The sequence below is a fragment of the Paenibacillus sabuli genome (genome assembly GCF_014705605.1).
GTDB classification, from domain to species: Bacteria; Bacillota; Bacilli; order Paenibacillales; family Paenibacillaceae; genus Paenibacillus_D; species Paenibacillus_D sabuli.
Map to the genome: position 1 here is coordinate 97,637 of NZ_JACXIZ010000028.1, position 16,936 is coordinate 114,572.

Annotated in this window: 16 protein-coding genes; 12 read left to right on the top strand and 4 right to left on the bottom strand. The window is 61.9% G+C overall.

All coding sequences use genetic code 11. The annotated features are described in order from the left end of the window. Window positions 1–6: 6 nt before the first annotated feature. Window positions 7–828 (bottom strand): helix-turn-helix transcriptional regulator, encoded by an 822-nt coding sequence (locus IDH44_RS17060; RefSeq protein ID WP_190919713.1) that lies wholly within the window; start codon window positions 826–828, stop codon window positions 7–9. A gap of 233 nt (window positions 829–1,061) precedes the next feature. Here IDH44_RS17060 and IDH44_RS17065 point away from each other — a divergent pair, with 233 nt between their 5' ends. The 3 genes from IDH44_RS17065 to IDH44_RS17075 all read left to right on the top strand — a co-directional run bounded on the left by IDH44_RS17065 (window position 1,062) and on the right by IDH44_RS17075 (window position 4,806). Next, the gene (locus IDH44_RS17065) at window positions 1,062–1,916 is read left to right on the top strand and encodes a phytanoyl-CoA dioxygenase family protein (protein WP_190919715.1); all 855 of its coding nucleotides are present in this window, start codon (window positions 1,062–1,064) and stop codon (window positions 1,914–1,916) included. A 390-nt stretch (window positions 1,917–2,306) separates the two neighbouring features. Then, on the top strand, window positions 2,307–2,951 hold the full coding sequence (locus IDH44_RS17070) for a metal-dependent hydrolase (protein ID WP_190919717.1): 645 nt from the start codon (window positions 2,307–2,309) through the stop codon (window positions 2,949–2,951). A 301-nt stretch (window positions 2,952–3,252) separates the two neighbouring features. Next, window positions 3,253–4,806, top strand: coding sequence for a putative bifunctional diguanylate cyclase/phosphodiesterase (locus tag IDH44_RS17075; protein ID WP_190919719.1), 1,554 nt, complete (start codon window positions 3,253–3,255; stop codon window positions 4,804–4,806). A gap of 38 nt (window positions 4,807–4,844) precedes the next feature. Here the strand turns inward: IDH44_RS17075 and IDH44_RS17080 are convergent, their stop codons facing one another. Then, window positions 4,845–6,806, bottom strand: coding sequence for an ATP-dependent DNA helicase (locus tag IDH44_RS17080; RefSeq protein ID WP_190919721.1), 1,962 nt, complete (start codon window positions 6,804–6,806; stop codon window positions 4,845–4,847). Between the two features lie 154 nt (window positions 6,807–6,960). Here IDH44_RS17080 and IDH44_RS17085 point away from each other — a divergent pair, with 154 nt between their 5' ends. After that, window positions 6,961–7,506: a GNAT family N-acetyltransferase gene (locus IDH44_RS17085; protein WP_190919723.1), complete on the top strand. Its 546-nt coding sequence runs from the start codon at window positions 6,961–6,963 to the stop codon at window positions 7,504–7,506. Window positions 7,507–7,717: 211 nt separating this feature from the next. Continuing rightward, complete coding sequence (locus tag IDH44_RS17090) at window positions 7,718–8,251, top strand: YceI family protein (protein WP_190919725.1); 534 nt, start codon at window positions 7,718–7,720, stop codon at window positions 8,249–8,251. Window positions 8,252–8,405: 154 nt separating this feature from the next. Here IDH44_RS17090 and add read toward each other — a convergent pair whose 3' ends face one another. Continuing rightward, window positions 8,406–9,458 carry an adenosine deaminase gene (add, locus tag IDH44_RS17095; protein ID WP_190919727.1) on the bottom strand — a complete coding sequence of 351 codons (1,053 nt, stop codon included), beginning with the start codon at window positions 9,456–9,458 and terminating at the stop codon, window positions 8,406–8,408. Window positions 9,459–9,642: 184 nt separating this feature from the next. Here add and IDH44_RS17100 point away from each other — a divergent pair, with 184 nt between their 5' ends. From IDH44_RS17100 to IDH44_RS17125, 6 genes are all read left to right on the top strand, one after another. Beyond that, window positions 9,643–10,332: a metal-dependent hydrolase gene (locus IDH44_RS17100; protein ID WP_190919729.1), complete on the top strand. Its 690-nt coding sequence runs from the start codon at window positions 9,643–9,645 to the stop codon at window positions 10,330–10,332. Window positions 10,333–10,668: 336 nt separating this feature from the next. Continuing rightward, window positions 10,669–11,586, top strand: coding sequence for an ATP-binding protein (locus IDH44_RS17105; RefSeq protein ID WP_223869775.1), 918 nt, complete (start codon window positions 10,669–10,671; stop codon window positions 11,584–11,586). Window positions 11,587–11,665: 79 nt separating this feature from the next. Next, the gene (locus IDH44_RS17110) at window positions 11,666–12,352 is read left to right on the top strand and encodes a Na-translocating system protein MpsC family protein (RefSeq protein ID WP_190919733.1); all 687 of its coding nucleotides are present in this window, start codon (window positions 11,666–11,668) and stop codon (window positions 12,350–12,352) included. A 288-nt stretch (window positions 12,353–12,640) separates the two neighbouring features. After that, a complete protein-coding gene (gene pdaA, locus IDH44_RS17115) occupies window positions 12,641–13,423 on the top strand; it encodes a delta-lactam-biosynthetic de-N-acetylase (protein WP_190919806.1) in 783 nt (260 codons plus the stop codon). Window positions 13,424–13,527: 104 nt separating this feature from the next. After that, window positions 13,528–14,940, top strand: coding sequence for a HEAT repeat domain-containing protein (locus IDH44_RS17120; RefSeq protein ID WP_190919735.1), 1,413 nt, complete (start codon window positions 13,528–13,530; stop codon window positions 14,938–14,940). A gap of 116 nt (window positions 14,941–15,056) precedes the next feature. Continuing rightward, entirely contained in the window at window positions 15,057–15,290 is a 234-nt protein-coding gene (locus IDH44_RS17125) for a hypothetical protein (protein WP_190919810.1), read from the top strand. A 76-nt stretch (window positions 15,291–15,366) separates the two neighbouring features. Here IDH44_RS17125 and IDH44_RS17130 read toward each other — a convergent pair whose 3' ends face one another. Then, window positions 15,367–16,200 carry an AraC family transcriptional regulator gene (locus IDH44_RS17130; protein WP_190919737.1) on the bottom strand — a complete coding sequence of 278 codons (834 nt, stop codon included), beginning with the start codon at window positions 16,198–16,200 and terminating at the stop codon, window positions 15,367–15,369. Window positions 16,201–16,438: 238 nt separating this feature from the next. On the opposite strand from IDH44_RS17130, the gene IDH44_RS17135 reads away from it, so the two are divergent. Then, complete coding sequence (locus tag IDH44_RS17135; RefSeq protein ID WP_190919738.1) at window positions 16,439–16,906, top strand: MarR family winged helix-turn-helix transcriptional regulator; 468 nt, start codon at window positions 16,439–16,441, stop codon at window positions 16,904–16,906. Window positions 16,907–16,936 lie beyond the last annotated feature (30 nt).

The window sequence follows — 16,936 nt, forward strand, 5'->3', positions numbered from 1 at the left end:
GTCGGCTCAGCTCCGCAGCACGGAGGGAGGGGTGCCGGTCACCTGCTTGAACTGGCGGCTGAAGAAATAAATGCTGCTGTAGCCGAGCGCCTCGGCCGTCTCGCCGACCGTCATGCCCAGCTGCAGCAGGTAGCGGGCGCGCTCGATGCGCCGGGCGATGATGTAGGAGCCAAGCGGCTGGCCCATCACCTCCTTGAACTTGAGCGCGAAATAGCGCGGCGACAGCTGCATGCGCGCCGCCAGCTCCTCGGCCGTGAACGGATGCCCCGGGTCCTGGGCGATCAGCGCCGCCGCGTCGAGCATCAGCCGCTCGCTCTGCCGCCGCCGGGTCTCCTCGCGCGCCTCCTCGGCGGTGTGCGCCTGCCGCCCATACAGCTCCAGCAGCAGCTCCAGCAGCAGCTGCGCCTCGCGCTCGTGCGCGTATTCGCCGCCGAGCCGGGTCCGTACGAGCCGCTCGAGGTAGAGCTCGTGCAGCTCGGTCGGCGCAAAGGCGGCCTTGGCGGGCAGCGCTGCGAGGCGGCGGCGCGCCCACGCGTTCGCTTCGAAGTGGACGAACGTCACCGTCAGCGGCTGATCCGGATCATGCGCGGCGGCGACCCGATCGCCCGGCCGGAACAAAAAGCAGTCTCCGCTGCGCGCCTCGTGCCGGAGGCCGTTCAACTGCACCTCGCCGCATCCGCTCCACACGTACCACAGGTCGCAATCCTCGAACGGCGCGTCCAGCCGATTCCACTTCCAAGTGGCTTCGCACAGTACCTTGCCGTAAAAAGCGCTGAGCGCCGGCCCCGAATTGCTGGGCGCGGTGCGGCTATCGGTATGCGCCTTCATGAGCTGTCGCCTCCTTTATTGTACCTAACATCACTGTCACTACTATACCTGCAATGTCTGGTGCGGTCATGTGATGTGCGACCGGCCTGCTCCTGCGAGCAAGCCGCCTTGAGACTATCGTATATGTAGAATAATGCAAACCATTATGCGTGCCGATGCATTTATTTTAAAGCAAAATCCCGGTATGATAAAGCCATCAGCATTCAAATACGTCAAATGACGAGGTGATTCGGATGGCACAAAACGAAACGCAGCGGAAAAACGAGACGGAGTGGACACCAGAGGAAATCTCGCAGCGACTGTACCGATACGACAAAATCGCCGACCGGCTGGACGGCTGGGCGGCCTGGGGCGAGAAGGCGCTCGCGCAATATCGCAGCGCCGGCTATGTCGCAGTCGAGGGAGCCTATAGCCAGCGGCAGATCGACGATGCGCTGGCGGCGCTGCACACGCTCGTCTTCGAGGATGCCAAGGGCGCGCGCATTCAACTGACGAAGCCGAGCAGCGAGCTCAAGAGTTACGAGGAACGCGAACGCGCGGTGCGCAAGGTAAGCGATTACGTCGAATGCGATGACCGCCTGCGCGCGATTGCGTACGATCCGCAGCTGCTGGCGCGGGTCGAGGCGATCCTGGGCGACGAGGCGGTGCTGGTGCAGGACATGGCCCTGCTCAAGCCGCCCAACGGCGGCGGCGAGAAGCCGTGGCACCAGGATATGGCCTACGGGCCGCTGGCCTTCCAGAAGGCCGTCGTCGGCGTCTGGATCGCGCTGGACGAAGCGGGGCTCGACAACGGCTGCATGCATATCATCCCGGGCTCGCACGCGGACGGCGCAGTGCCGCACTATGCGATTCGCGATCTGCAGCTATGCGACGCGCATGTCCCGGTCGAGCAGGATGTCGCAGTGCCGCTGCAGCCCGGCGGGCTGCTGTTCTTCCACGGCCTGCTCAAGCACGGCACGCCGTTCAATCTGTCGGCCAAGCGCCGTCGGGCGCTGCAGTTCCACTACGCGCCCCGCTCTGCGGCGAAGCTGTCGCCGAAGGAATACAAGCGCTTTTTTACGAATGAAATGACAGGCGCCGAGTGCTGAACGCGCGCACTTCGAGCGGAAGAGCGCGAAGCAGTGAAACAAACGGCCTGACATCGCGGAATGCGATGCCAGGTCGTTTGTTTGATACCGCATGCTACCCTTAGGTTCCTTCATGAATCTACTAGGCTAATGGTTGCCAGCGCGCTTATTTCGATCGATTTCGAGTGATTTCTAATCTAGTGGTTGCCATAGCGCTTATTTGGACTCGATTTTCGATTAAGTTTACGAAAATAAGACCTGTGGCAACCGTCAGGTTTGTTGGCGTATGGTGAAGCGGATAGAATCCGCTAATATTTCAAATCAGTCTCCACCGCCACCGCAGGGTTGCCGACGGAGGGCCGGACGAGTATAATAGAACGGGAACATACATTCGATTATACGGGAGGCTTCATGAAAGGCACGACGCACCTCGCGATCGGCGTCGCGATCGGCTGCGGCGCCGCCTTGTATTACCCGTTCACCGCCACCAATGCCGCGCTGTATGTCGTCACCGCCGCCTTCTCGGCGCTGGCGGCGGATCTGGACGGACCGAGCGTGCTGAGCAGCAAGCTCGGCAAGCTGGCCAGGCTGCTGCGCGGGCTGGTCGTCTGGTCTGGCCTCCTGCTCGCGGGCGGACTGGCGTATCGGTATGCGCGGCAGCAGCCTGTGGAGGACTGGCTCGTGGTCGTGGCGGTGTCGCTCCTGCTGCTGGGCTTCATTGCCCGCGAAGGTCGCATCCGCAATCTGCTGGTCTCTCTGATCGGCGCGGTGCTGCTCTACGTCGGCTGGCTGGAATCGGCCGGCTGGCTGCTCGGCTTCGGACTGTTCGTGGCGTGGGCCCCCTGGCTCGCCCATCGCGGCCTGACACACTCCGTCTGGGCGCTCGCGGCATGGACGGCGATCGGCTACGGCCTGGAGAGCGAGCTGCAGGTCGACGGGCTGATGGTGATGGCGCTCTACGGCTACCTCTCCCACCTGCTCGCCGACTCGCTGACGCCGGCGGGCGTAAGATGGCTCTACCCGCTGCTTCGATTCTCGTTCCGCCTGCCCCGCTGATGATGCGGGGCTTTTTCACAGCGATCGGCGGAGCCGTTTAGCGAGCAGTTCTTTTTTTGATGTCGTACGCACTTGGCCTGTATAGTTATGAAACGCTCTAAATGTTAGGTTTGTGTAAGGAATACCCCGAAATGCCAAGAAATTTCCCCCTCGAATGCAAAATTTATTGAAGTCCTATGTAAAATATATTGAAGTCCTACGTAAGAAATAGTACGATAGGTCTACGAATGAAGGCAATCGTCAGAATTTTCAAACGCAGTGTCAGGTTACTTTCCGCTATCAGACAAAAGGGGATCGGAATATGGGGGAGTCAAGCGGGCGGGGCCCGCATTGGAAGGTGCTCATGGAAGGGGGCGGTATCGCCATTGTCGTGTTTGTGGTGACTAGATTGGCGATCCAGCTAATCTGGCCGGGGAGCTGGGCGGACCCGATGGCTGAGCTGGCGCATGTCGTGCTGTTCCTCGCCCTGTCGATTCCGCTGCTCTACGTCGTCGGCCGGACGAAGCGGCAATTGCAAGCGAGTATGGCGAGCTATTACTCTCTGGCGCACTATGACGAGCTGACGTCGCTGCCCAATCAGCGCTACCTCAAGTCGGAGCTGGAGGAATGGCTGATGCAGGCAAGGCTGGCACAGGAACGGCTGGCGGTGTTTTTTCTCGATCTTGATCGCTTCAAAAACATCAACGATACGATGGGGCATCTCGTCGGCGATCAGGTGCTGCAGGAGGTGGGACGACGCTTCCGGGCGGGGCTCGGGGAGGAGGTGTTCGTCGCGCGGATGGGGGGCGACGAGTTCGTAATGCTGATGCGGGACGTATGGAGCGAGGAGCAGCCGCTCAGCGCGGGACGCACGCTCGTCCGCCTACTGGAGGAGCCGGTCTATGTGGACGGCCAGGGCTTGCGGATGACGACGAGCGTCGGCATCGCGCTGTATCCGGAGCACGGCGACAGCGGCGAGGAGCTGATGCGCTGCGCTGACGTGGCGATGTACAGAGCCAAGGAGAAGGGCAAAAATCGCGTCATGCTGTACAAGGCGTCGATGAGCAGCGCGCCGCACGACATGGAGAGCGAGCTGTACTTCGCGCTGGGACGCGGCGAATTCGAGCTGTATTACCAGCCGCAGCTCAACTTCGCCACCGGTCAATTGATCGGACTGGAGGCGCTCATCCGCTGGCATCATCCGCGGCTCGGACTGCTCGGACCGGGGGCCTTCCTCCCGGTGGCCGAGGAATCGGGACTGATCGTGCAGATCGGCGAGTGGGCGCTGCGCGAGGCATGCCGGCAGAACAAACGCTGGCAGGACGAAGGGCACCCGGTGACCCCGGTCTCGGTCAATCTGTCCCCCGGCCAGATGCACGCCTCGAATATCGTCGGCGTCGTGTATGAGGTGCTGGAGGAGACCGGGCTGGAGCCGCGCTACCTGCATCTGGAGGTGACCGAATCTGTGGTGCTGCAGCATATCGAACGCGTCAAAATCAAGCTCGGCGATCTGCGCAACCTCGGCATCCAGGTGTCGCTCGATGACTTCGGCACAGGCTATTCGTCGCTTAGCTATCTCAAGGAGCTGCCGGTCAGCGCGATCAAAATCGACAAGTCGTTCATTCAGGACATCATCACCGGCACCCGGGACGGCGTCATTGTCTCCGCGATCATCGCGATGGCGCAATCGATGGACGTCGGGGTAATTGCCGAAGGCGTGGAGACGGCGGAGCAGGCGGCGGCGCTGCGCGAGCGCGGCTGCGATCTGGTCCAGGGCTACTACATCAGCCGTCCGCAGCCTGCGCCGGAGATCGAGCGGCTTTATTACGGCACAGCCGCGCGGACCGCCGCGCCGGCTGCCGTCGTTACAGACTAGGAGTGCAGGCAATCTCGCTCAGGGCGTCATCTTACGCCCTAAGCGAGCGCATAGCGCAGCCGGGCCCCGGGCGGCAGCACGGCCTCGATCGACGCCCGTACGGGATGGCGGCTCTCCTGCAGCTCCTCGCTCAGGATCGCCACCGTCCCGCGGTCGTCCCGCGACCGAATGAGTCGGCCGATGCCCTGACGCAGCCGGAGCAGCATGTAGGGCAGGTCGACCTCGGCGTAGGGATCGCGCGCGCGGGATCGCTTGGCGATGAAGACCGGATCGTGGGGCGGGAACGGCAGCGACCAGACAATCACCTGGCTGAGCGAGGGGCCCGGGATGTCCAGGCCTTCCCACAGGCTGACCGCGCAGAGCACGCTGGACTCGTCGCGCTCGAAGGCGTCGATCAGATGGCTGATCTCCCGGTCGCCCTCGAACAGGAAGAGCAGTCCGGCGCAGTCCGGACAGTAGATGAGCTCTTGCCGGAATCGGGCGAGCTGCTCGCGCGAGGGGAAGAGCAGCAGCGTGCGCCCTCCGGCATCGATCAGCAGCCGCTCGGCGGCCTTCATCTTGGACCGGTCGTGATCGCTCCGCTCTGTCCACTGCGGCGCCACCAGCGTCATGCGGGAGCCGTACGGATCGGGAGGCGGAACGGAGAAGCTCAGATAGCTCGCGCCGACCCCGAGGCTGTGCGCCATATAGTCGAACGAGCCCTCGACGGATAGCGTCGCGGAGGAGAAGACGACGGGCATCGGCCGGTCGAAGACGCGCGACTGCAGCAGCTCGCGCACCGTCATCGGCATGATCGCCAGCGACAAGCCCGGACCCTGTCCGGACACCCAGCAGATCAGCTCCTCCTGCCGCTCGAACAGCCCCAGCGCATGCTGCATCATCTCCAGATGCTCCTCGACGATGCGCAATTGGTAGTCGTCCAGCGTGAACAGACCGCTCTCGTACACCAGCTCCTCCTCGATCACCGCCAGCAGCTCCCGGAAGCGCCTCATCTCTGTGCGCAGCCGCTCGTCGACGAGCACCTGCATCCGCTCCGAGCCCGCGACCGGGCGGGACTGCGACTGCAGCCAGCCGAACACGGTCTCGCTCTGGGCGATTGTCTCGTCTACGCGCAGCGCCAATGACTTGCGTACTCGGCCATGCAGCAGCCGAGTAATCAGTTCCTCGAAGACGTCGTGCCTGAGCTTGTAGGTCAGCGCTTTTTGCGCCGCCGCTTCGAGCAGGTGTCCCTCGTCGAAGACGACCGCGCCATGCTCGGGCAGCAGCGGCAGCTGGCCTTCGCGGCGCCGCGCTTCGCGCGTCCACACATGCTCCATATAGAAGTCGTGCGAGCAGATGATCAGGTCCGCCGCGGCGCGCGTGTGCGCACGCGAGAGCGTCTGACCGCAGCGGTGACGCTGCGGACAGGCGAGACAGTCGTGAAAGGCGTCCCAATTGACCATCTCCCACTGGGCATCGTCCAGCTCGGGATAGTCCTTGCGGTCGCCGTATGGGTAGAAGGCCTGCATTGTAGCGCTTTGGCGGGCGAAGGGCGGCAGCTGCTCGCGCAGCGCCTCGAAACGCGTGCCGTACTGCTCGTCGAGCCGCGCATAGTCCAGCTTGTCCAGGCACAGATACTGCTCCGGCGCCTTGGCGGCGCGGGCGTCGATGGAGAGACCCAGATGCCGCTCGAGCTTGGCCAGGTCTCCGCCCGGCTTGAGCAACTGCTCGATGAGCGATTCGTCCGCGCAGGCGACGATCGCCGGCTTGCCGGTGTAGCGGGCGTAGCACAGGCTATACAGGAGGTAGACGATCGTCTTGCCGGTGCCGACGCCGGCTTCGGCGAAGATCGTCTTGCGCTGTGTGAAGGCGCGCTCCAACTGGTAAGCCATATAGATCTGCTCCTCCCGCACCTCAAAGCCGGCAGCGGGAAGCCGTTCGTACAGCACGTCTGCGATCCACTCGCCGGCCTGCTCCATGTAGGGACGCGAACGGTCGTATGCGAAGGGGTAGCGTGCCATTAGCCGTCCAGTCCTCTCTGTGAAGATGTTCCTCCATCATACCGGGATTGGGCCCGGCATTCAAGCCGCGGCCGGCGGACGGGCAGGCGAGTTTTTTTAATGGGGAGTGGGTATTAATATAAGAGAGCAGCGAAAAAAAACGGGAGGTTGAGCGATGGACTGGTACGACAAGCTGAGCGATTATTTCCCGGAGCACGAGATGAAGAACCCCCAGCACTTGAAGGATCTGATCGCAGACAAGGACATCTACCACAAGGAAGAAAATTCGGAGTACATTACGTTGTATGCGGAGTTTCCCAGTTTTGTGTTCATCGACTATCTTCTCGTCACGTCCAAGCAGCGGGGCAAGGGCATCGGCACGCGCGTACTGGACGGGTTCAAGGCCAAAGGCAAGCTGGTGCTGCTGGAGGCGGAGCCGAAGGATCCGGATAACGACGACGCCCAGCGGCGGCTCAACTTCTATGCGCGCAACGGGTTCAAGCAGGCGGATCAGATTGTCTACGAGCGCGAAAACGACGAAGGGGAATCCTTTCGCATGCACATCTTGTACTGGGCGCCGGCTGCGCTGCCCCAGGAGGAAATCTTGACAAAGATGGCGATGGCCTGCAAGGAAATCCACAATTATCGGAGCAAGCGCTACTACGGCCGCGTGTTGGCTGATCCCGAGGAAGTGCTGCGGCTTAAAACCGATCAGGTCTAAAAGTATGGTGAAAGCTCTGGCAACTCTTTCACCATGCTTCTAAGAAGCGGCTCCATAGCAAGACCGCCTTCCGGCTTTATACGGATGGCGGTCTTTTTTAAATCTACGTTGACATTCGAAGCTTAGCGTTATACAATTGCTCTGTAAATAAATATAGTATATAAACTTACTAATAGTTAGTTATTTAATTGAGACGAGGAGAGTGGAAGGCATGACTGTACAAAAATGGGCCGTGGATGCGGGTCACAGCAGCGTGGATTTTTCGATCAAGCATATGATGATTGCGCGGGTGAAGGGCACGTTTCATACGTTCGAGGCGGACATCGAGGCCAATCCGGAGGATCTGACAACGGCGAGCATCGAGTTCCGCGTCGACCTGGGCAGCATCGATACGCGCAATGCGGATCGCGACAATCACTTGCGTTCGGGTGATTTCTTCAATGTGGAGAAGAACCCGCAAATGGTGTTCACCGCCAAGCAGATCGTCTCGACCGGCAGCGGCGACTACCGCGTCACCGGAGACCTGCTGCTGAATGGATTGACGCGCACCGAAACCTTTGTCGTCACCTACGAGGGCTCGGGCAAGGATCCATGGGGCAACGACAAGGTCGGCTTCAGCGCCAAGGGCGCGATCCTGCGCAGCGACTACGGCCTCACCTACAACTCGGCGCTGGAGACAGGCGGGGTGCTGATCGGCGACGAGGTAAAGATCGCCATCGAACTGGAGGCGGCGGCGAGCGCGTAATGCGCCGGGCCCGTTTCTTTTCCGGCAGCAAGGTCTGACAGGCCGTGACTGGCGAATCGGAGCGTATAGTGAACTGGAAAGCGGCAGCGAGGACCGTCCGATTCGCGGGCGGCGGCCTCGCTGCCGCTTTTTCCACCGTTGTCGCGCGCGCCCGTCAATCCCAATCCAGAAGCGCCTGTTCCAGCTCCTCGTGCAGCGCCGCCCGCCTGGCAGTAGAGAGGAACGCGGCATCGATTGCGTTGCGCGCCAGCTCGGGCACCGCGGATATCGGCAGGCCGCCTTGCCGCACCAGCCGGGCGTACTCCGCGGACAGGGTGGTGCCGGAGACGGTCGGATTATCGGTGTTGACGGAGACGCGCAGGCCTTGTTGCCAATAGGTCCGCAACGGGTAGCGGTCCCAGCTTGCGGCGGCGCCGGTCTGCATATTGCTGAGCGGACACATCTCCAGCGCGATGCCGCGGGCGCGCACGAGCTCCAGCAGCGCCGGATCCTCGCGCAGACGGACGCCGTGCCCGATCCGCGACGCGCCGAGATGCTCGATCGCCTCGCGGATATTGTGGACCCCGGCGGCCTCGCCGGCATGAATCGTGACCGGCAGCCGGTGGCGGCGGGCAGCGGCGAATACTTCGCGGAACCGGCTCGCCGGATAAGCGGTCTCGTCCCCGGCCAGATCGACCGCGGCCAGTCCATGTCCGAGCAGCGGGGCCGCCTCCTCGATCACCTCGAGATTAACAGCTGTCTCGTGGTGCCGCATGCAGATCGCGATCGCGCTAGCCGTCGTCTTGCTGGCGGCTTCGCCGCGGCGCATGCCGGCGAGGACATGCGCTGCGGCTTGACGCACAGACAGCCCTTGCCTGCGGTGCAGCTGCGGGGCGAAGCGAATCTCGACGTGGCGCACGCCGTCCGCGGCGCAGTCCAGGACGGTCTCGCAGGCGATGCGCTCCAGCGCGGCGCCGCGCTGCATGGACGGCAGCACCAGATCGAAGGTGCGCAAGTATTCGGGCAGGCTGCTGCAGCCGGGCTCCACCTGCATGTACCTGCGCAGGGCCTCCGGCTCGGCCGCCGGCAATGCTCTGCCCTCGGCGGCCGCCAGCGCGAGCAGCGTCTGCGGACGGACCGCGCCGTCCAGATGCAGATGCAGCTCGACCTTGGGCAGACGGCGCAGGCGTGCCGCCAGCTGCTGATCCTCCATCGCCGTATCCTTCACCCGTGCCTCACTCCTTTTTTATTCTGTTTATACTATACGACACCACGCAAGACCATTCCTCCCGGTGGCCGCGATCGCCCCTCCATCATTGCCCGTCGTTTCATACGGAATCGATCCGGGTAACCTGAGGGTATAGGCGCGATTTCATTTTGCGCTGCAATCCCGATCAAGGAGTGAGAGCGCTATGAAGGCAACCTTTCTCGGACATAGCTGTGTGCTGGTAGAGACGAAGCAGCATACGATTATTATCGACCCGTTCCTGACCGGCAATCCCGCCGCCAGCCGTTCGGCGGACAGCATACGCGCCGATGTCGTACTGCTGACCCACGGACACAACGATCATGTCGGAGACGCGGAGCAGATCGCCAAGGCCAACGACGCGCTGGTCGTCGCCCCCAACGAGCTGGCCGTCTGGCTGGGCTGGCAGGGATGCCGCACCCATCCGATGCATATCGGGGGCGCGCATGCCTTCGATTTTGGCCGCGTCAAATTCACGCCCGCTCTCCACGGATCCGGTTACGAGCTGGCAGACGAGAAACGCATTGTCTATATGGGCATGCCCGGAGGGCTGCTGCTAAGCGCCGATGGTTACACGATTTATCACGCGGGAGATACGGCTCTCTTCGGCGATATGAAGCTGATCGGCGATCGCGAGCAGATCGATTTGGCTTTTTTGCCGATCGGCGACAATTTCACGATGGGGCCGGAGGATGCGCTGCTGGCGGCGCAATGGATCGGCGCCAAGCAAGTCGTGCCGGTGCATTACAATACCTTCCCGCTGATCGAGCAGGACGGAGACGCCTTCGTGCAAGCATTGGCCGCCCATCGCATGGACGGCAAGGCGCTGGCGCCCGGGGACTGGCTGGAATTGTAAGCCGAAGCGCTTCCCCCGGATCAGGGTGCGGGCGATATTGTTCGCAAGCGAATGCAACTCGCACCTTTTTTTGCACGATTGCGTATGGTATAATCATACAATGACCGGAAGCGACGCCGTCCTCGCAGCGCTGCGGACAAGCGACCCGGTCGCCATCGGCGTGCCTTCGCATGGCGGTTCTAACCTATACATAAGCAATGTTGTCAGGTAAATGAGGGAATCCGTCTGCTTACAATGTCGGAAGTCTTCTCGTGGCCTAACTCTCCTGAATACAGGGCAGTTAGGTCTTTTTCGGTTTACAATAATTTGAAAGATTGGGGGCGGCATGCGGTGGAAATGTCGCGGCGGCGTCTTCCGTCTGTACAAGCCCTTGCGGTGGCGGGAATCGTCCTTCTTGTGCTTCATCAGGGCGTACTTCTGCTGTTCGCGGCGGAATGGCTGCTGCATGCCGTTACTCTCGCAGGCGGATTGCTGGTGCTGCTGGCGGTCCTTCGCGTCTATCGCGCCTTCCATGATTCGTGGGCGCCGCTCGCGGCATCGGGGCAGGTGGGAAGCGTGGTCCAAAAGCAGCGAATGCCGCCCCCTGATCCGGAGCCTGCCGGATCCGACCAATTGGCGATGGCCGGCATGCTGGCGGCCGGCATTGCCCATGAGATTCGCAATCCGCTGACCAGTCTGAGGGGGTTCCTTCAGCTGCTGCGCGCGGACAAGCAGCGCTACTCGGATATTATGCTGGCCGAGGTGGATCGCATCAATGAAATTGTCAATGAACTGCTTCGACTGGCGGACCCGAAGCCGCGCGAGCCCGAGCAGAAGCCGTTGCTGCCGCTCGTGCGGAGCGTCGTTACCTTGCTCGAGGGTCAGGCGAACCTGATGAACGTGCGCATGCGTATAGAGACCGATGAGGCGGCCGAAGTCGCGGTCGTGGTCTGCGAGGAGAACAAGCTAAAGCAGGTCTTCATCAATCTGGTCAAAAATGCGATTGAAGCGATGCCAGACGGCGGCGAAATTGAGCTTCATTGCTTTTGCGAGGGGAAGCGGGTCTGCCTGCAAGTGGCGGACCGCGGCTCCGGGATCGACGTGCAGCTCGCTGACCGCTTGGGCCAGCCGTTTGTCACGACCAAGGAGAATGGCATGGGCCTGGGACTGATGATCTGCCGCAGCATTATCGAGGGCCACAAGGGCGACCTTCAATTCGACGGCCGCGAGCACGGCGGCACGGTGGTGACGGTCAGCTTGCCTATACTACGCTAGATTGGAGGACATCGAGACTTGGTCGGCAGCGGCTCCGATGGGCATGACGGCGGAATCGCCCGGCACAGGTCGCAACTAGATGAAGGAAGCTATGAATCATTACCAGCAGCTCATTTCGAGCTTTACCGGAAAATTGTTGCGTGATTATTTCGGGAAGGGACCCGAATCGGTATTTGTGTCGATCGGATCGTCATGCATTGCCATCTATGCGCGCAAATTTCTGACCCCGTCGGAGCGGGTACTGCTGGAACAGAAGCAGGGGGCCATCGTCGATCAGGTGCGCGGCTTGCTCCTGGAGCGCATGGCCCCCGAAATTGCCAATTACATCGCCACGGTAACCGGCGTCAGGCCGGAGGAAATTTATTGCGATTGGAACGTGGATAGTCGGACGCTGATGATACTCGGACTGACCGGCGAATCGATGCTGGAAGTCGAATCGGATGCAGCCGGCTACGCCGGCAAGCAAGAGCTGGAGCGCGAGATCAGCCGGATCAGCGAGGAAGCCGCCTCGTCGCAGATTGCCTCCTACGAGATCAACGCTCGCACGCTGCTCGTCGTACGCACCGGCGTGCTGGTGCGTATCGAGCAGGAGCTGATCCGGCTCGGGCAGAGCGAATTGCTGCGTCGCGCCAAGCGCGATCTGGCCAAGCGCGAGCTGCTGCGCAGCAGCGCTGTGGAGGGCATTCTCGGCCGTCGCATCGTAGATGCCTTCGCCGACTGGGACTTTTCGCGCGACCGCAGTGTCATGCTGCTCCTGCTCGCATAGTGAACATCACATGCGGCTATTATTCAATCCAAGCAACCGGGAGAGACCCTGCCAATCGCAAGGCGAGGCGGCACCGCCCACTGACGGCGTCTTATGCTTCGCTGACGAATGCTCAGGCGCTCTCTCCCTCGCAACATCCCCTTCCATGCCCCGCATGATTGACCTTTCGCACCTCTTTTTTCTTCGACTGCTAATCCATAGTCTCTCTCCATGCAGCCGCAGCGGATGAAAATGCCGCTCTTGTGGCATAGTACTCCAAACAAGTATAAGGAGGAGTGCGCCATGGGAATGCGACGCAGGTATGCCCTGTTGGCTGCCGGTGCGGCAGCTGCGCTGTGGCTGCTGTTGGGCAGTACGGCCGGCGCGACCGGGGATGCGCCGTATCATTTCGGATTCAAAAAAAGCAGGGCTGGCCAGCCCGCCTCCATCGAGCAGGAAGGCTTCAAGTCGCTGCTGGAGCGGCACGGGGCGATTTTTAAAGGCGACGGTTCGCGCAAGGACCTGTATTTAACCTTTGACAACGGCTATGAGAACGGCTATACCGCGACGATCCTGGATGTGCTGCAGGAGCGGCAGGTGCCGGCGACGTTTTTTGTGACGGGCCACTATGTCAAGGATCAACCGGAGCTGCTGCGACGCATGGCCCGGGAAGGTCATCTGATCGGCAATCACTCCTGGAGCCATCCGGATATGACGACGATCGGCGACGCCCGCATCCGCGAGGAGCTGGCGAAGGTCCAGCAAGCGGTGCAGGAGGTGACGGGTCAGCGCGAGATGCGCTATCTGCGGCCGCCGCGCGGCATCTTCAGCGACCGCTCGCTGGCGGTCAGTCATGCGGCGGGGTACACGAATGTATTCTGGTCGGTCGCCTATAAGGACTGGGATACGAAGCAGCAAAAAGGCGGACAATACGCCTACGACAACGTTGTCGCGCAGCTCCATCCGGGCGCGGTCATCCTGCTGCATGCCGTCTCCAAAGACAATGCCGAGGCGCTCGGCCGCATCATCGAGGAGGCGCGGCGTCAAGGCTACGAGTTCCGCAGTCTGGACCGACTGACACACGAATCTTAGGAATGTGCAAACGTTGATTAGCTTCCTCTATGGTCGGAGGCGAGTTCCTTCCTTACAATAAGCGGTAGCAACCGATATTGAAGCTCAAGGGAGGAACCAACGAGATGCAACCCCGTCAACCGCGCCTGCTCAATGACGAGCAGATGCGCCAATTCATTACGCAGGGCTATCTGATTCTGCAGACCGACTTTTCCGAAGCCTTCCACCGCACCCTGGTCGAGCAGCTCAATGCCGTCTACGAAAAAGAGGGCAATCCGGGCAATAACCTGCTACCGCGTATTCGCGAGATGCAGCAGGTCTTCGATCATCCGACCGTCACGGGCGCGCTCACAAGCGTGCTGGGCGAGCACTACATGCTGCACGCGCATCGGCACGGGCATCATAATGCGTCGCCCAAGGCCGGCGGCTGGCACAAGGATAGCTACTGGGGCTATCGCAAAATTCGCAACCATCACCCATGGTGGGCGATGATCATGTACTTCCCGCAGGACACGCCGGTCGAACTCGGGCCGACGGGCGTCTTTCCCGGTACGCAGAATTACGAATCGCGCGTCTTCGAGCAAGAAGAGAACGCAGAGGAGGCATTGGCCAGCGGCAAGGCGGGCACGTTCGCGCTCATTCACTACGACATCTGGCATCGATCGACCCCGAATGTGCTCGGGCAACACCGCTATATGCTGAAATTCGAATTCATGCGGACGGAGGCGCCGACGGCTCCGAGCTGGGACAATCAGACGCCGGAATGGCAGGCGCCGACAGCGCTGAACACTCCGATCGCGCAGCATGCGGACATGTGGCGCGAGACGTGGAACTGGCTGTCCGGGAAGGTCGGCAGTCTGGCGGATACGGCCGCGGCGGACGCCGGCCGCGTAGCCGAGCTGGCCGAGGCGCTGGCATCCGATGATGAGCCGGCCGCGCTGAATGCGGCCTATGGGCTGGCGCGCTACGGCGCGGCCGGAGTAGAGGCGCTGCTGAGCGGCCTGAATCAGGGCGCCGGGCGCGTCGTCAGCCGCGCCGGCTACGGACTCGCGGCAGCGGGCGCAGCCGCGGTGCCGGGTCTGAGCGCAGCGCTGGCGAGCGAGCGCGAGGAGACGGTGGCCCATGCGGTCTTCGCGCTGGGCGAGCTGCGCGAGCTGGCGTCTCCGGCGCTAGCGAAGGTGGCTGCGCTGATGGAGCATCCGGCGCCGAGCGTGCGCCATGCGGTCGTGGAGGCGCTGTCGATGATCGGCGTGCCGGCCGATACGGCGACAGGCGGCCTGATCCGGGCGCTCCAGGACGAGGATGTGCAGACGCGCTTCATGGCCGGCCTGTCGCTGGCGCGACTCGGTTCCGCCGCCGGCGCGGCCGTGCCTCAGCTGTGCCGCGCACTGGACGACGACAATCGTTACGTGCGGGCGCACGCCGCCGAGGCGCTGCATTATATTGCGACGCCCGAGGCCAAGGATGCGCTCATCGAGTACCTGCTGGCTGCGCGCTGGTGTCCGACGACGACGCCGGAGAGCACGTTCTACCCCTGATCCGCAGCGGCCCATTTTGCGGATGTCTGGGTGTTTGCCAGTCCGGCAGGCGTACCCGGGACATAAGCTGTCATTGTGTAGCACACCAACTTGAGAGCAAGGGGAGTGGCAATGCAATGTCAGGATACAACAATGTCATGGGAACGGGTATGCAAGCAGGAGTGGCGGGTGCAGAGAGCGGTATGAAGCCGTGCGGCATGCAGCCGATGGCACAGGTAGCGGGGGCCAACTATGTATGCGGTCCGATGCCGGTCGCAGGCGCGGGCTATGGGCCTTCGTCATATAACATGTGCGGCATGATCCTGGTTCTGTTCATTCTGCTGGTCATTATCTCGCGGGCCATCTTTTAAGCAGCTGGCCGACAGATCCGATCCGTTAGACGCAGCAGGGCCGCCGGTCGCAACCGGCGGCCCTGCTTGTGCGTCTCTAGCCGCGCGGCACCATCTCCCGGTAGGCGGTAGGAGCGAGGCCGGTATGCTCCTTGAACATGCGCGAGAAATACGGCAGCTCCATGCCGATCGTAGCGGCGATGGCCGAGACGCTGAGCTCGGTCGTGGCGACGAGATGCTTGGCCTTCTCCAGGCGCATCCGGTTGATGTACTGAATCGGTGAATAGCCGGTGAAGCTGCGGAACACATTAATGAAATAATTGGGGTGAAAGTGGGCGATCCGCGCCAGCGTCTCTACATTGAGGGACTCCGCCAAATGCAGCTCGATATAGCGCAGCACCTGGCTCATCTTCTCGAACGAGGCCGAGACGCCGGTGTTCCACTTGGGCGGCCCCCCTGCTTCGAGGTAGTTGGCGAGCAGCTCGAACATCAGGGCGCGCACGCGGAATTCGCTTGCCAGCGAGGCGTCGCGATTACGCGCGATCAGTTGCTCGAAGAGCTGCTTGATGTCGGCGCGGTCGCCGAGCGAGACGCAGGTCGGCGTCTCCACGAGCTGGAACAGCTCCAGGCCGCCGACATTCGCACGGAAATGGCACCAGTACTTGCCGAACGGCTCGCGCCCCTCCAGCGTGCCGTACGATTGCTGCCTGCCCGCAGGCAGAAAATAAAGCTCTCCGGGCCGGGGGTAGTAGGTGCGGCCGTCGAGCTTGACGTAGCCGCTGCCCTCCCGGATATAATACATTTTGTTGTAGTCCGGCGTGAAGTCCTCGTCGCGCCAGTTCTGACCCACCTTGGAATACGCCGCGACCAGCACGTCCAGTTGCGCCTGCGCGGCGTACTTGTTCCAGAACGCGTAGCCTTCCTTCTGCATCCCGCTCGCCCCTCCGATGATCCGCCCTATACGCACGGCTTCAATTGCTATTCTCAGGTTGCCATTATCGTACCAAAGAATACGGCGCGCGCCTACCTGCCCGCGTCTAAAAAAGCGGCTGCCGCATTCCGCCGTGAACAGCCGGTTGACAACGGAAATGTATGCGACATATAATTAGGTAGCCTATTAAATTAATAACCAAATTATTTGGTGCTAAATGAAAAAGGGAGGACTTGGCATGAGAGAAGGCCCTTGCTCCGAAGGGGACCAGGCTGCCGCGCGCCGTCTGATGCAAGCGTTTGGCCGTTTTCGCCGCATGGATTGGCATGATGCGCCCGAAATCGCCGGCAAGCGCGCCGACCTGGCGCTCATGTTCGTCATTCGCCGCCATCGCGAGGCCGGCTCGCCCGGCATGATGGTATCGGAGATCGGCGCGCGCCTCGGCGTCACCTCGCCGACCATTACCCAGCAGATCAAGGGGCTGGAGGCGGAGGGACTGGTGCGCCGTCTGCCCGATCCGCATGATCGGCGGGCCATTCGCGTCAGCTTGACGGCGGAGGGCGAGCGCAAGGTCGCCGCGATGGAACGCGTCATGCTCGCCACATTCGGCGGCCTGGTCGAGCATCTGGGCGAAGCCGACAGCGACAAGCTGGCTGAACTGCTGAGCCGCTCGGCCGGCTATTTCCGCGACCGTTCGCATAAATGATGCCCGATCACATACCACATGCGCTCCGCT

What these genes read in the sequence shown, in the direction of transcription:
- IDH44_RS17060 (WP_190919713.1), bottom strand. Translation starts at nt 828, where the DNA reads ATGAAGGCGCATACCGATAGCCGCACCGCGCCCAGCAATTCGGGGCCG.
- IDH44_RS17065 (WP_190919715.1), top strand. Translation starts at nt 1,062, where the DNA reads ATGGCACAAAACGAAACGCAGCGGAAAAACGAGACGGAGTGGACACCA.
- IDH44_RS17070 (WP_190919717.1), top strand. Translation starts at nt 2,307, where the DNA reads ATGAAAGGCACGACGCACCTCGCGATCGGCGTCGCGATCGGCTGCGGC.
- IDH44_RS17075 (WP_190919719.1), top strand. Translation starts at nt 3,253, where the DNA reads ATGGGGGAGTCAAGCGGGCGGGGCCCGCATTGGAAGGTGCTCATGGAA.
- IDH44_RS17080 (WP_190919721.1), bottom strand. Translation starts at nt 6,806, where the DNA reads ATGGCACGCTACCCCTTCGCATACGACCGTTCGCGTCCCTACATGGAG.
- IDH44_RS17085 (WP_190919723.1), top strand. Translation starts at nt 6,961, where the DNA reads ATGGACTGGTACGACAAGCTGAGCGATTATTTCCCGGAGCACGAGATG.
- IDH44_RS17090 (WP_190919725.1), top strand. Translation starts at nt 7,718, where the DNA reads ATGACTGTACAAAAATGGGCCGTGGATGCGGGTCACAGCAGCGTGGAT.
- IDH44_RS17100 (WP_190919729.1), top strand. Translation starts at nt 9,643, where the DNA reads ATGAAGGCAACCTTTCTCGGACATAGCTGTGTGCTGGTAGAGACGAAG.
- IDH44_RS17105 (WP_223869775.1), top strand. Translation starts at nt 10,669, where the DNA reads ATGTCGCGGCGGCGTCTTCCGTCTGTACAAGCCCTTGCGGTGGCGGGA.
- IDH44_RS17110 (WP_190919733.1), top strand. Translation starts at nt 11,666, where the DNA reads ATGAAGGAAGCTATGAATCATTACCAGCAGCTCATTTCGAGCTTTACC.
- pdaA (WP_190919806.1), top strand. Translation starts at nt 12,641, where the DNA reads ATGCGACGCAGGTATGCCCTGTTGGCTGCCGGTGCGGCAGCTGCGCTG.
- IDH44_RS17120 (WP_190919735.1), top strand. Translation starts at nt 13,528, where the DNA reads ATGCAACCCCGTCAACCGCGCCTGCTCAATGACGAGCAGATGCGCCAA.
- IDH44_RS17125 (WP_190919810.1), top strand. Translation starts at nt 15,057, where the DNA reads ATGTCAGGATACAACAATGTCATGGGAACGGGTATGCAAGCAGGAGTG.
- IDH44_RS17130 (WP_190919737.1), bottom strand. Translation starts at nt 16,200, where the DNA reads ATGCAGAAGGAAGGCTACGCGTTCTGGAACAAGTACGCCGCGCAGGCG.
- IDH44_RS17135 (WP_190919738.1), top strand. Translation starts at nt 16,439, where the DNA reads ATGAGAGAAGGCCCTTGCTCCGAAGGGGACCAGGCTGCCGCGCGCCGT.